9 protein-coding genes are annotated in these 15,211 nt (G+C 39.3%); 8 read left to right on the forward strand and 1 reads right to left on the reverse strand.

Translation table 11 applies throughout. The features are described 5' to 3' along the window. Positions 1-118 precede the first annotated feature (118 nt). The 6 genes from CH352_RS09095 to CH352_RS09120 all read left to right on the forward strand — a co-directional run bounded on the left by CH352_RS09095 (position 119) and on the right by CH352_RS09120 (position 12,556). The gene (locus CH352_RS09095; RefSeq protein WP_100704976.1) at positions 119-3,262 is read left to right on the forward strand and encodes a SpoIIE family protein phosphatase; all 3,144 of its coding nucleotides are present in this window, start codon (positions 119-121) and stop codon (positions 3,260-3,262) included. A 168-nt stretch (positions 3,263-3,430) separates the two neighbouring features. Beyond that, positions 3,431-4,999 (forward strand): methyl-accepting chemotaxis protein, encoded by a 1,569-nt coding sequence (locus CH352_RS09100; protein WP_100704977.1) that lies wholly within the window; start codon positions 3,431-3,433, stop codon positions 4,997-4,999. 174 nt (positions 5,000-5,173) lie between these two features. Next, complete coding sequence (locus CH352_RS09105) at positions 5,174-6,742, forward strand: methyl-accepting chemotaxis protein (RefSeq protein ID WP_100705286.1); 1,569 nt, start codon at positions 5,174-5,176, stop codon at positions 6,740-6,742. An 82-nt stretch (positions 6,743-6,824) separates the two neighbouring features. Then, positions 6,825-9,596 (forward strand): SpoIIE family protein phosphatase, encoded by a 2,772-nt coding sequence (locus CH352_RS09110; RefSeq protein WP_100704978.1) that lies wholly within the window; start codon positions 6,825-6,827, stop codon positions 9,594-9,596. Positions 9,597-9,688: 92 nt separating this feature from the next. Next, the gene (gene ilvC, locus CH352_RS09115) at positions 9,689-10,690 is read left to right on the forward strand and encodes a ketol-acid reductoisomerase (protein ID WP_100704979.1); all 1,002 of its coding nucleotides are present in this window, start codon (positions 9,689-9,691) and stop codon (positions 10,688-10,690) included. Between the two features lie 243 nt (positions 10,691-10,933). Continuing rightward, complete coding sequence (locus CH352_RS09120) at positions 10,934-12,556, forward strand: caspase family protein (protein ID WP_100704980.1); 1,623 nt, start codon at positions 10,934-10,936, stop codon at positions 12,554-12,556. A 72-nt stretch (positions 12,557-12,628) separates the two neighbouring features. Here the strand turns inward: CH352_RS09120 and CH352_RS09125 are convergent, their stop codons facing one another. Further along, positions 12,629-12,835: a hypothetical protein gene (locus CH352_RS09125; RefSeq protein WP_100705287.1), complete on the reverse strand. Its 207-nt coding sequence runs from the start codon at positions 12,833-12,835 to the stop codon at positions 12,629-12,631. Between the two features lie 162 nt (positions 12,836-12,997). Here CH352_RS09125 and CH352_RS09130 point away from each other — a divergent pair, with 162 nt between their 5' ends. Further along, positions 12,998-13,231 (forward strand): hypothetical protein, encoded by a 234-nt coding sequence (locus CH352_RS09130; protein WP_100704981.1) that lies wholly within the window; start codon positions 12,998-13,000, stop codon positions 13,229-13,231. Continuing rightward, a complete protein-coding gene (locus CH352_RS09135; RefSeq protein WP_100704982.1) occupies positions 13,228-15,138 on the forward strand; it encodes a MutS family DNA mismatch repair protein in 1,911 nt (636 codons plus the stop codon). The genes CH352_RS09130 and CH352_RS09135 overlap by 4 nt, the downstream gene beginning before the upstream one ends. Positions 15,139-15,211 lie beyond the last annotated feature (73 nt).

A 15,211-nucleotide genomic window follows, 5' to 3' on the forward strand; every position in this document is an offset into this window, starting at 1 on the left:
ACTTCGAATTCTCGCCGTTAGTTTTGTAAAAAAATTTTCGTCTTCTGAGTTCGGACTTCTTTTCGCATTTTCCTTGACGAAGTCGTCTTTCGGATCAATTTCTTAGGCTGCCCTTTTTATGGACCCTTTTTATTTTAACTTTTACTTCTTCGGATCCTTACTCGCTTCCTTATTCTCATTGTACGTATCCTTTTTCTTTCTGACCATCAAGGAAAGAAGTAAGGCTGCTTTTCACCTAGGTCTTTCGAGTTTATCCACTACCATCTTTCACTTCGGGTATTTGGTAGCGTTTTGTTCTCCGGATGACTGGACGATCTTTCATAGATGGATTGTGATCCCATTCCCGATGGTGGGTTATACTCAGCTTTTTATATTCTTCTTCTACTTCCCAACTCCTAAAAAGGAAAAGTTAGGATTAGCTTTGTATGCGGTCTTGTATGCAGGGGTTATAACATTAGCGATCTTTTATATTATTTTATCTTTAAAATCGACCCGAAGTTTCGTAATGGGAAGTCATTATTGGGATTTCGAAACTCATTTATTCTATAAAATCTTCTCTCTTATCGTTTTTCTTTATAACTTCATTTTCTTAATTGCGGCCGTTTGGAGAGCAATCGTTGAAAAAGGAGGAGAGAGAAGATCCGTAATCTACATTACCCTTGCTTACCTGACGATTACACTTTTACCAGGCATTACAAATGCTTTAAGTAGAGAAGGTACTGTATCCCGTGCCGTTTATCAACAGACAGCGGATATTCTTCTTGTTGCTGGATTATTCTTAATACTTATCGTTTATGTAAACGCAACTAAAGAAAGAACCACGATCCTAAGTAGGATTGTGGGTGTGAGTATGGCGACCTTCCTTCTTGCCTTCCAGTTAGTTGGATTTGCAATATTAAACGGATATGATTCTTCTTTTGATCTAATTAAAAAGGAAGAAGCTAAACTTGTCGTTTTACAGGGAGAAACTCCTATCGGCTTTGCTTATTTGACTTCTTTCGATCCGAATGAAAATCGTTTTCAAACGGAAAAAGGTTTTAAAGATCTAAGATTCGATTCTGAAGATAGACTAGAGATAAAATTCTTTTATATTTCTAAAAATCTTACGAATCTAGGAAGTCTTCCTGCCAAAGAAAGATGGGAAAGATCCAAAACAATTTTAGAAAATTCTCCCAAAGAGTTTTATGCATACCAAGATGGGCTTAAACAATTTTTAGAATCAAAAGGAAATGATCCTGTCTCGGATGAAGATGTGCGAGAGTTCTTCAGACATCTGAATAAAAGATTAAAAGTAGTACGAAGTAAATATTCTCATTTGCCTTCCAAATCGGACGCTACCGCAATTTATAAACTTTTAAAATCGGAAGAAGTAGGTCTTTCTGCAATTTTAGAAAAAGTCAAAGTAAAAGCAGAAGCCGATCTCAAGGCAGATATATCAGAATCAGACTTGGATAAAACGGTTCTTCTTCCATTATCGCCCATTAGAGAAGTCGGAGAAAGGATCTATAGAGGAACGAAATATTATAAAGTAGGTGATGAGAAGCCACAGTACTACGTTTCGTATTTAGTTGTACATCCTACAAACGGAAATGTTTACGAAGTTGGTTTCACATATAAATCCTTCCGGACATTCATACATGAACCTGCGTTGATCTTAGTGGTATGTTTACTCGCTATCGTATTAGTAATTAGCCTAGGATTCAGATTTTTCTTCCAAAATGCTCTCATCAAACCTATGGACGAAGTAGTTGTAGGTTTAACGGAAGTGAACTCAGGAAACTTAGATTATAGGCTAGAACCAAGGGTAGAAGATGAGATCGGATTTATCGCTAGATCTTTCAACAGAATGGCAAGGTCTATCCAAGCCGCTCGAAAAAGATTGGAGCAATATGCTAACGAACTGGAAGAAAAAGTAAAAGAGCGGACCAAGGAATTAGAACAAACCTTAGGAGAAGTACAAGAACTCAAACAGCAACAGGACGGAGACTATTTCTTAACTTCTCTTTTGATCAAACCATTAGGTGCAAACAAAGCAGTTCACGAAAACGTAAAGGTGGATTTTTTACTAGAACAAAAGAAAAAATTTACTTTCAGAAGATATCATGATGAGATCGGCGGTGACTTAAACATTTCCAATCACATTGAATTACTCGGCAGATCATATACTGTATTCTTGAACGCAGATGCAATGGGAAAATCGATGCAGGGTGCGGGTGGTGCACTCGTTCTTGGATCTGTTTTCGAATCTATAATAGAAAGGACCAGACTGGTTGATAATATGAAAAATCAGTCTCCGGAACGCTGGTTGAAGAATGCATTTACCGAACTTCATAAAGTTTTTGAAAGTTTCGACGGTTCTATGTTGGTTTCTTCCGTAATGGGACTCGTGGATGACGAAGTTGGTATTTTATATTTTATTAATGCAGAACACCCTTGGACGGTTTTGTATAGAGATGGTATTGCAAGTTTTATAGAGGACGAACTCATGTTCCGAAAACTGGGAACCACCGGAATGGAAGGTCGTATTTATATTAAAACTTTCCAATTGGAGCCTGGAGATGTGATCATTGCGGGCTCCGACGGTAGGGACGACATTCTTATCGGAACAGATGCGGACGGCGGAAGAATCATTAATGACGACGAAAAACTTTTCCTTCGGATTGTTGAAGATGGTAAAGGAGATCTAGGTGGAATTTATAATTGTATTACTGGAAAAGGCCCTCTAACGGATGATCTTTCGCTTATCAGACTTTCCTTTAAAGAAGATGATTCCGATCAGAAACTTCACGATGAACAAAAACAAAAGATAAAAGAGCTATTGAACAGAGCTAAGGAAACTTCTCAAAATAAAGATGTGTCAGAAGCTATTAGTTATTTGGAAGAAGCGGAGAATTTAGACAGTCGCATTCCAGAAGTGAAGAAAAATTTCGTTAAATTATTCTTAAAACTCAAAGATTATTCCAAAGCGGCACTTTACGCAGAAGATTATCTAAATCTAAAACCTGTAGATAAGGAAATTTTATATGTCGCTTCCTTTTCCGCAAGAAAAGCGGGGCAGTTAAAAAAGGCTTTAGACTTTGGAGAAAGGCTGAGACTGAGAGAACCGGATCATTTTAAAAATCTAATGAATCTTGCCCAAGTATATATTGCTTTAAAAAATTATGAAAGAGCAATGTATATGGTCCAATCAGCTCTGCATATAGAACCGGAAAACGAGGCGGTACTTAGGATCAGGGATGTCCTTCGGAAAAATTGGCGTTAGGACATTTGCCATTTTGATTAATATCAACTTTTAAAGATATAGTCATAGAGTACGGAACTAAAAAGTGAGTTTTTGCTCACTTTGTGAAAAAATAAGATCGATTCTATGTGCCTTCGGTTTGAATTTAGAGTATTCCCTAGATAAAACCGAACATTATTGGAGGCGCCAATGAATGATGAACGAACCACGGAAAAAATCGCGGCATTAGGCCCTTTGACTATCAATCGGATCCGCATAGGGTTAGTTTTTTTAATTCTAGCGTCTCTGGGCGCTTCTTGGGAGCAAAGTTCCTTTGAGCAAAATATGGCCTATCTAGGGGGAACGATCTCGATGGGGATCGTCTCTTTGGTAAATTTATTTTTTTCTTATCGGAATGGAAGGATCCCGAAATCGATTGGGATGATTTCAGTTCTTTTGGACGTGATAATACTTGCAGGTGTTATGTTTTTTGCGGCTTCTACGGAAAAAAACATGTCCTCCGGTATTATTAGACAAATCATACTATATGCAATTAATGTAATATTCATTGTTTATTCAGGGTTATTATTAACACCTAGATTTGTAGTTATTACCGGAGTTGTGTCGGCGATTTTGCAGGGCATGGTAGTATTAAATTGTTACTTCCACGGAGTAGTATTCTCCGAGGAACCGTTAGAAGTACTTTCTCCCGGATTCGCTTCGATCTCTGAACAAATTTTAAAATTAATTTTTCTGATCGTGATCGCTTTTATAGTGAAAAGTGTGATCAATATATTCGGACTCTTGCGTGATGCAGAGGAGGAAAAATTAAACACGATCATAATATCCGGAAACGAATTGAAAAAAAGTAAAGAGAGAATGGATTCAGCTGCGCTTTCCTTAAGGGAGAAATCTAGATCTTTAAGAAACTTTTCTAACGAATTTTTCGATGTGATCAATAATCACGCTGCTTCTTTCGACGAGATAGGAAGTACTTTAAGCGAATTTTTATCGCAGATTGAAAGTGCTGCGTCTAGTGTTAAAGACCAATTCGGAAGGATCGAATTACTCGTAAAGGAAAGTCAAAATCTAAGGACTTTGATTGATAAGATTGCAGGTTATTCTTCCGAGTTGAATGGTCGTATTCATTCCGTTTTGAATACAGGTAAAGAGGTGACTGATTTCGTTTCAGGCCTTTCGAAATCGTTAGAATCTCTTGGGGAATCCTTCCGTTCCGTGGGAGAGGTTACCGTAATAATGGCCGATGTTGCAGATCGTACAAATCTACTTTCTTTAAACGCTTCAATAGAAGCTGCAAGGGCAGGGGTTGCAGGAAGAGGTTTCGCAGTGGTTGCGACGGAAGTTTCTAAACTTGCAGAGAGTAGCGGACAAAATGCGGCGAGGATCTCTAAAATAATCGGTGAATCGAATGATTACGTAGATAAAGGTAGAAATACTGCATCCGTAACATCGGAGAAGGTTAGGGATCAGGAAGATCAGTTTGCTGCGTTTCTAGGGAGATTCAACGAATTGAATGGACTTCTTGAAGACCAGATCAAGATAAACGATCAATTTTTGGCTAGCCTATCAGAATTACGTAAACTTTCCGCGGGAATAGAGACTTCTTCAAACGAGCAAAACACAGGGGCTTCCATGATTATGGGGGCGATAGCGGAATTGCAAGGCTCAATGGATTCTTTATTGAGAAAGAGCGAACTTTTATCGGACACAATACGAGCGTTAGAAGAGGAAGCGGAACTTCTCGGGAAAGAGAATTGATTTATATCAGGTAAATGATCGGATATATTAGGGACTTATTAATAAAGGCCAGCGTTAACTTTCTTTTGCAATAAATTTTCCACGAATGAAATCGGAAAAAGAATCGATTTATTCGCCCTTTTGCCGTCTTGGATATTAAATAATAAAAATATTCCTAAGGCGGGGTTTTCTAATATGGTAACACGTTCCGAAACGGAAAAAATTCTCGCTCAAGGTCCGATTACGATCAATCGAATCAGATTCGGGCTAACATTGCTCTACTTTGCCTCAATCGCAATGGGGTACAAAAGAAGTACCCTATTCCAAAACTCTCTCTATATTTTAGGGACTTCCGTTATGGTGATGTATGTCACTTACTCCTTCCTCAAAAATAGGTTTGGAAACGGAGTATCTCCTTTTTTGGGAAAAGTTTTTATAGTAGCTGATGTTGTGGTTCTTTGTTTGGTTATGATCGGTGCTACCACAGAAGACCCAAAACTTGCCTCTAATATTATTAAACAAGTCGTACTCTATACGATTAATGTTATTTATATTGTATATGCAGGTCTTTTGCTCTCACCTCGATTTGTATACTTGATCGGACTTTTAACTATCTTCTGTCAGAGTTTGGTAACTGTGAACGCTGCTAATACCGGGGTTATTTTTACGGAAGATAGTATAACTTCCATCACTCCGGGTTATGCCGCAATGTCGGAACAGATCACAAAGATGTTGTTCTTATTGACCACGGCGTTCATCGTAGTGGCGGTAATTAAGATCTTTCTACAATTAAAGAATGTAGAAGAAGAAAAATCCCAAGCTATCGAAAAGTCAAAAGAAGATCTAGAACATGGTAGAATTCGAATGACCGAATCTGCAGTTTCTTTAAGAGAGAATTCCAAAAAGTTGAAAGATTTCTCCGATGATTTTTCGGAAGTAATAAGTAATCATGCCGCTTCTTTTGAAGAGATCAGTTCTACCATGGAAGAATTTTTAGCCCAGACGGAACAATCCGCAGAAACGGTTAAAGATCAATTTACGAAGATAGAAGGGTTATTGGGAGAAAGTAGAAATCTCAATACTTTAATCGATCGGATCTCCGGACATTCTAACGACTTAAATCGTAATATGGATATAGTCTTGGATGCCGGAAAAGCGGTGAGTGAATTCGTAGATGGTCTCAGAACTTCTTTGGAATCTTTAGGAAGTTCTTTCCGTTCCGTGGGAGAAGTGAACCAGATCATGTCGGATGTCGCGGATCGAACCAACCTTCTCTCTTTGAATGCATCTATTGAAGCCGCAAGAGCGGGGGCCGCGGGAAGAGGATTTGCAGTGGTTGCAACTGAAGTTTCTAAGCTCGCAGAAAGCAGCTCAGAAAATGCAGATCGTATTTCTAAAATTATAAACGAAAGCACGAGATACGTTCAAGACGGACAAAAGTCCGCTCACACTGCGAACGAAAAAGTGAAGGAGCAAGATACTTTGTTCACAAACTTTTTGGATAGTTTTAAACAACTGAATCAACTATTGAGTGAACAAAAAGTAGTGAACGAACGTTTTTTGAACAGTCTTTCAGTTTTAAGAAATTTATCTTCCGATATCGAAACGGCTTCTAAAGAACAGTCAATTGGCGCGAATGCAATCATGACGTCTGTTTCTTCTTTGCAAAGTTCTATGGATTCTTTGTTAAGAAAGAGTGAAATGTTAGCGGAAACAATCAAAATTTTGGAAACCGAAGCCCAAACATTGACTGCAAAAGGTTAGTCGTCCTTTTGATAAAATTTCCGAACTGGTTTGTATAGAAAAATCTTGAATTCTAAACAATAGGGATTAGAAAAGTCGCTCCATGATTTATTTTAACTCATGGGCGATCTCTACGCTCATCTGTTCCATTTTTACTTTTATCATTTTCGCCTTTTTAGCTGCACTAAAGAAGAAGGCGAATTATACAAGTGCGTTCTCTCTTCTTTTCTTTTTCGTTTTTCTGATCAATTTCGGATTCTTTATATCTGCGATTTTTCCGTACCCGACTGCTTCTTATCATAGACTTGTTACTGGTCCGGCAGCGGTATTTGGTACGATCTTTCTTTGTATTTTCGCATATTTATATCCAAGAAACGATCGTTCAAAAGAAACAAAGTATGTGATCGGGATTTTGCTCGGAATTTCCTTAATTACAATCTCCTACTCCTACTTTCAAATTTTTACGAACGAACCCTTATTCGATTTTAAGGGCCAAATATATAATTATCAACAAAAGGTAGGTAATCTACTCGCTGCTTCTTTACTTGCATTCCTTTTAGTGATGATCTTTATCCAGGTCAGGAAAATTATCCGCGCGGATAAGGAAGAGAGAAAGGCGCTAGTGCAGATGTCTATAGGAATGGACATCACCTATACGGTTCCGGTTGTTTCCAATTTATTACTTCGCGAAGGTGTGATTACCTTTAATACATTCCAACAGTTGTATGTCGGTTTTATGATCTTGGGGTATTTTACTTTGACTATATTATTTATTAATAATACAGTCGATAAAACTTCTTTTATGACCAAAATTATCGGAATTACTGTGGCAACCTGTTTGGTCTTTGCTCAGGCATTTTCTACCGTAGTGAACTTAAAAAATGAGTCCTTATTCGATGAGATAAGTATTAAAGAAGCCCAAACATTTTTGAATACCGGCAAATCAGAGGGATCATCTATTGCATATGCAGTTTCTTTGAATGATTCTTCCAATAAACCAAAAGTTTTGATTAAATCTTCAGGGATCGAACCCAATTTAAATTTGGCTCAAAAAGAAATTTTAGAAAATAAAAAATCCGGGAATTTCATGAAAAGAACTCCGACTACTAATCTTCCGAAAGTGAGTTCGATGAATTACGTACCTTCTCCTAACGATCTGTTTTATTCTTACTATCTGAGAGATGAAGTGGGAGAAAGAACTCTTCTCGTAGCTTTTCCATATCTACATTACAGAAAGTTTTTGGACGAGACGAATAGTTGGTTGGTGTTCTTAACTCTTTCTCTTGTATTCGTGATCTTAGTTTTGTTCCCATTCTTCTTTAATCGGAGTTTGGTTCGACCACTGAACACTTTGATCCGAGGAGTGGGAGAGGTAAATTTAGGAAATCTTACGATCCGGATCCCGGTACTTGTGCAAGATGAGATAGGTTATCTTTCAGAATCATTCAACAAGATGGTGGGAAGCATTCTGGAAGGAAGGACAAAACTAGAAGAATACGCAGACACTCTAGAAGAGAAAGTGGATGCCCGCACAAAAGAAGTTACCGAAAAAATGGAAGAGATCCATTCGCTCAAGGTGCAACAGGATGGAGATTATTTTTTAACTTCTCTTTTAAGCAAACCGTTGATGACGAATTGGAATAGGGCTTCCTCGGTAACGACTAACTTCTATATCGAACAAAAGAAAAAGTTCGTTTTTAAGAACAAAGAATCAGAGATCGGCGGAGATATTTGTATTAGCGGAAATCTTCTATTCGGTTCTGAGAAAGAAAGATGGTCTGTATTTCTGAATGGGGACGCGATGGGAAAATCTATGCAAGGAGCAGGGGGAGCCATCGTACTCGGAACGGCTATGAACAATATCATGGCAAGATCTGCAAGCCAAGGAAAAGTACTGAATATTTCTCCGGAAGATTGGGTAAGAGAATCTTACCGAGAGTTAGATGATATTTTCAGAACATTTGACGGTGTGATGATGGCTTCTGCAATACTAGGGCTAATTAATGAAAAAACCGGAAAGATGTATTATTTTAATGCGGAACATCCTTGGGCTGTACTTCTGCGCGATGGAAAAGCTTCTTTCTTAGAAAGAGAATTAACTTTACGTAAACTAGGTTCTCCTTCCGAAATGAGTTTTAGAATTTTGGAATTTGATCTGAAGCCTGGCGACATTCTTTATGTAGGCTCTGACGGACGGGACGATATCAATTTAACCGAAGACGGAGTGAATTGGGTCATGAACTCAGATGAGAATATGTTTCTCAAAACGGTGGAGGAGTCTAAGGGAGATCTGGACAGTTTAGTAGATCGTATCCATAGCTTGGGTGCATTATCCGACGACCTTTCCCTGATCCGCATTGGATTTCATGAAAAACTTTCTCCGAATATTACTGAATCTAAAGCCGGTATTCCTGAATCCGTGCTAAGAAAATACACCGAGGCAAAAGCTCTATTACAGCAAAGAGAGATCGGCACTGCAGTAGTATTGTTGGAAGAAGCGTTACATTCTGTCCCTTCTTTCAAAGCAGCCGCAAGATTATTGGGACAAGTCTATTATGATCGAAAGGAATATGATCCTTCTTCTCGCTGGTTTGAAAAATATTTAGAGTTCGATTCGGATTCCCCCAATATTTGGTTCTTGCTTTCGGTATGTTATAAACATTTAAAAGAGTACTCAAGGTCTAGCCAAGCTGCGGAGAAGGTCCGTATCTCTCAACCTCACCGTCTTGCGAACCTGATCAATCTCGCAGACAATTATAGATTATTAGGTCGCTTTAATGAGGCACGTTCGGTTCTGAAAGCCGCAGAGTCCATAGACGGAGGGAGCCCAGGAGTTAGAAAGCTGGACGAACTCTTGAAATCGAAGGGCTACTAAAACAAATTTAGATTGTGGAATCGGCCATTTCACAATGTTTTGTAAAAAAGACGCCTTTTTAGAACTCCAAAGGTGGAACTCGAGGTGCCACAATGGCTAATTTATACTACGATAAAGATACGGACCTTTCCGTATTAAAAGGAAAGACCATCGCCGTAATCGGATACGGAAGCCAAGGTCACGCACAAGCTCAGAACATGAAAGATTCCGGGCTAAAAGTTATCATCGGTCTGAAAGAAGGATCCAAATCCAAAAAAGAAGCTGAAGAAGCAGGTTTTGAAGTATTCTCCGTTTCTGAAGCAGCTAAAAAAGCGGACATTATCCAAATCCTTGCTCCGGATGAGATCCAAGGCGACATCTACAAAGCAGATATCGAGCCTAATCTGAAGGACGGAGATGCATTAGTTTTCTCTCATGGATTCAATATCCATTTCGAATTCATTCAACCTCCTAAAACTGTAGACGTTTATATGGTAGCTCCAAAAGGACCAGGACACCTGGTCCGTAGAGTATATGTAGAAGGCGGCGGAGTTCCTTGTTTGATCGCGGTAAACCAAGATGCAACCGGAACAGCAAAACAAAGAGCACTTGCTCACGCAGCTGGAGTAGGTGGAGGAAGAGCAGGAATCCTTGAAACAACTTTCAGAGAAGAAACCGAAACGGATCTTTTCGGAGAGCAAGTAGTTCTTTGCGGTGGTCTTTCAAACTTGATCATGGCAGGATTCGAAACTCTAACTGAAGCAGGATACGATCCTGAGATCGCTTACTTCGAATGTTTACACGAAGTTAAATTGATCACTGACCTGATCTATGAAGGTGGATTAGCACGTATGCGTTATTCCATTTCCGGAACTGCGGAATACGGAGACTATGTTTCCGGACCTCGTATCATCGATGCAGGTGTTAAAGCTCGTATGAAAGATGTTCTTGCAGATATCCAAAAGGCAAACGGTTCTAAGTTCGCAAAAGCTTGGATCGCAGAAACCAAAGCGGGTTATCCTGAGTTCAATAAGATGAGAGAGAAAAATGCAGGACATCCTATCGAAGAAGTAGGTAAAAAATTACGCAGTATGATGAAATGGCTGAGTAAATAATAAAATCCTAATACTTGCATTTAAAAGGCCGGAATTTTCCGGCCTTTTTTATTTATACGGCATAATTTTTGGAAATTTCTTGCTGAAAGCCTTAAAATCGTTCTAAGTTTGGAAAAAAAATCGGAAAATCTTAGGTCTTAAGTCCGGTACTCGCTCTAGGAAGGTATCTATTCTTAGGGCAAAAAAATAATGACAAAGCCTAGCTTTTTGCTATTTTGAGGCACCCAAGCCAGGAGGCTCTGATTGAAATCCTTAATTTCCATAATCGGAATTTCCCTCTTTTTGTTTTCTACAGATGTGTTCGCTCAGAAAAGGTTCGGCCTTATCTTCGGATCCAACTATAAAGGAAACAAAGCCGGAATCCCTGAATTAAATCTATGTGAGGCGGATGCCAAATATCTACACGATGAGATCAAACGTGTAGGAAAATTCGACGAGATCAAAATTGTTTTGGGTAAAGATGTAACCAAAGACAATATACAGAAAGAAATTAAGGCTCTTGCTTCTAAAGCAAAAGCGGATGATACGGTATTTCTTTATTTCTCCGGTCACGGCGCTTTTCAAAGAGATGAAAAAGCAAAGAACGGAATGAGAAACCTGATCATTTGTTATGATAGGCCTCACCTTTCAGACGATGAGTTGAATGATTATCTAGAAGGTATTAAATCTCCTAAAACAGTTTTCGTTTTCGACTGCTGTTTCTCCGGAGGGATAGCTAAAAAAGGTAAAGCAACCAGAGGTTCAGCGAACGTTCCAATTCCGGAAGGAAGTGATGGAACAGTGAAACAAGACTCTCAGGACTTCTTCTTTCAAGACAAAGCGATCATTTCGAGTGCAGATGATAACCAAACTGCGATCGAAGTCGGCGGAACAATCAACCACGGGATCTTTACTTATAATTTTGGAAAGGCTCTTTCTAGTGGAGACTTAAACCAGGACAATGTGATCACTGCGCTCGAAGCATTCTTCGCTTCTAAAGACGAAACAGTGAATATGGCTAAAAAGTACGACCACGAACAAGTGCCTCAGATTTCGGGTAACGCATCCGGTATCTTCCTGGCTGGAGAGAAAAAACCTGAGCCTCCAAAACCTATAGAGCCTGTTAAACCTCCTGTGAATCCTACTCCGGTTCCGGATGTACAACCTCCTAAGCCTGAACCTGAAACTCCAGTTGTTACCAACGAAGAACCTCCAGTTGTTCCTACAAATCTGAAAGGTGACTTGGTGATCAAAACAACTATCATCCAAGACAGAGCTTATGCAGTTTCCGATCTTCCTCCAGAGATCCGTATAACTTCCGGTAAGAAGAGAGTGGGAAATCGTTCCATCAGAGTACTCATAGACGACAAAGAAGTGGATAAGACGATCGCTACCGAATCTTCCAATTATTGGGGAGCGGTCAAAAGAATGGGAAAACTCATCCCAGGTGCGACTTATACCTTAACTGTTAAAGGAGTACCTGCAGGAGTTCATAAGGTAACCATCCAAGCGGATGATTATCCTGAAGTTCAAAAGACTCAGGCAGTTCTTCCTAATAAGAGAAACGATCTTGAAGTTGTAACTTCTATGACCGGTTACGGAGCGATCCGAGGAAAAGTATTCTACAAAACCTTGGATAACCCTGTGCTTAACCAACCGATCTTTATGCCTACCATCACAAGTGTAAGCGGTATCCAAAAATTAAATACTGACCAAAACGGTAACTTCTGGTTTACAAACTTGAAACCGGGAGAGTATGAGATCAAGGCTACCTTCGCAGAAGATCTGAACTTGAATAATGCTGACATTAAGGTGAGAGAGGGAGAAGTAACTGAAGTGGATATTATCCTGAACGTGAAACTTCCTTCTACCAAAACCAAATATTAAGAATAGAATATTTAGTTTTCAGGAGAAGCCTCTCGAGAGATCGAGGGGCTTTTTTTGTTCCTGGTTTGGGTTTTAATCTTTTTGGAAACTATTCCATTGTTTGGAATTGATCCTTCTTTTGCGGATTTCGACTAAGATTTTCATTTGTTTTCTATCCAGCAAATTTCCGGCTTTTAGACCGGATTCCGGTAAAGCGGTGTCGTTGGTAAGATTGGCAAAGGTTTTTCCGATTTTTGCGAAGGAACTCCGTAGATCGGGATCCATTTCGGGATATATCATAAATCGCCTCCGTGCGACCCATTCGGGAAAAAAGGGAGAAAGTTCCGGTTTTCCATCCTTGGAAAGGAAGCTTTCTCCCAAACTGTACTTCGGGACTTTGCGAAAATACTTGAGATATTTTTTTTCTTGTACGAAAAGAAAGTGCGGAGTAAATTCGGTAAAATGCAGATCCGTCTGGAAAATAGGACCGGCAAAAGATCGGGGAGATTCGTCGTATACGAGTACGGAACGGATCTATTCGGTTACGTCTACGTGGACAAATTTTTGGGTCGCGAGAAAGGCAAAATGGTCTCCACATGGGTGATGCAAGATGTAGGTTCTTTGGTTCGTCTTTTGGACCATGAAATATACAAAAGAGAGACCGAAAATTACGAGAACGTTACTTTAGCGGTATGAACGCCGCTAACAGGGTCCGCCGACTTGGATCCGAAATTTCCCGCCTAGGCAGGATCATCCAAAAGGAAGAATCCGCTCTTTCCCTATTATCCACTTTCAGAATACTTTCCTTCTTACTCTTTCTAACATGGATTGTAGGAGTTTATCTCTTACGTACTATTTCCGATCTATATTATTTGCCAGCGATTGCCATCTTAGCTGTTTTCTATCGTTTATTATCAGCCTATCAAAAGAGAAGGGAGAAGATCAGAAGATTACATGTATGGTCCGATTTCCTAACAGCTCAGATCTCCAGGATCCAATTGGATGGAAAACATTATCCAAAGTCCAAGAGAGAATATTATAAAAATCTGGTATTAGAGAATGGCCTTCCTTCTTGGACTAAAGATCTGGATTTTTTAGGAGAGAAGGGAATCTTTTCTCGGATAGATACAACAGTCATTCAAAAAGGAACTTCTAGGTTTTTAGAATACTTTTTAGAAAATCCCGAAGAATCAAAGGTGATAGCAAGACAAACTGCAGTCGTCGCCCTTTCCAAAAAAGCAAAAGTTCTCCAAAAATTACTCAGACAGTTTAGATTGTACGAGGCTTCTTTTCCGGCGAGAAGAGAAGGAGAAGAAGAAAAACTTCCTTCCTATATTCCTAAGATAGGCAATTTGCAGCCGGAGCGTTCCGAAAAGAATAAGATAGATTTTCCCTTTAATCTATTTGAAGAAGAACCGAACGATTTTTGGAAATTCTCTTTTGGAAAAATTGCAGGAGCGCTTAGAGTTTTATTTCCGGTTTGGTTGGTTCTTGTTTGGCTTTCGGTATTAGGGAGTTTTCTATTCGGACAAACCTGGGGATTTGGGATCTTTATTCTTCACTCCGCGTTTTTTGGATCTTATCGAAATAGATCCTTAAGAATGTTACAACCGATTGCGGAAGACTCTGAAACATTGGAAGAATTAGGAAAACTTCTTCTTTATATTCGTTCTTCTAATCTTTCCGGAGCAAAAGGAGAGATCTTTCTTTCCAATTGGAAGAAGAAAGAACTAAAAAACTCTTGGAAACAATTTCTTAAAATTTCCAATCTAGCCGCTTACACTCAGTCTCCTTTGGCTCATGCCCTATTAAATGTTCTCTTTTTCTACGATCTTTGGATCTGGAGAAGGTATACATCATGGTGGAATAAAGATGGAGCTTCCCTAAAAGCATCCATCTCGGATCTTGCGGAATTGGATTCTTTACTTCCACTTGCAAACTTGAGTTGGATAGAGCCTGAGTTCACATTTCCTATATTAGAAAAATCAAATGCAACGATCCATGCTAAAGATCTTGTGCATCCATTGATCCCTTCTGACAAAAGAGTGCCGAACGATCTGGAGCCTATGCAACCGGGGAAACTTCTTCTTTTAACCGGATCAAATATGTCCGGAAAGACAACTTATTTAAGAGCGCTGGGAATTTCAGGAATTTTTGCGATGGCAGGTGGACCCGTACCTGCTTCTGAATTTATTACCCCGATCTTAGAAGTACATTCCAGTATCCGAAACGAAGACTCTGTAGAAGAGGGAATTTCTTTCTTTTACGCAGAAGTCAGGCGCCTTGGAAGAATATTACAAGATATTAAAAATTCGCAAAAGGGCAGATTGGTTTTATTAGACGAGATTTTAAAAGGAACCAATTCCAGAGAAAGAACGATTGCTTGCAAAGGGATCTTGAAGAAGTTAAGGCAGTACGGAGTCTTCGGGATTATTACAACACACGATTTGGAATTAGCGGACTTACCTGAACTTTCTTTATTTCACTTCCGAGAAGAGATAGAGAATGGCAAAATGACTTTCGATTACAAGATCAGATCAGGCATAGTCCAGTCCAGCAATGCCCTAGAAGTTTTAAGATTAGAAGGTTTGGATCTGGACTAAAATCAGACATTGGTTGGTCGTCAGCCTCTCTCTTTTTTGTCTTGCCCGACAGGCTGTTCAAAATTCTAATCAA

The organism is Leptospira hartskeerlii (assembly GCF_002811475.1).
GTDB classification, from domain to species: Bacteria; Spirochaetota; Leptospiria; order Leptospirales; family Leptospiraceae; genus Leptospira_B; species Leptospira_B hartskeerlii.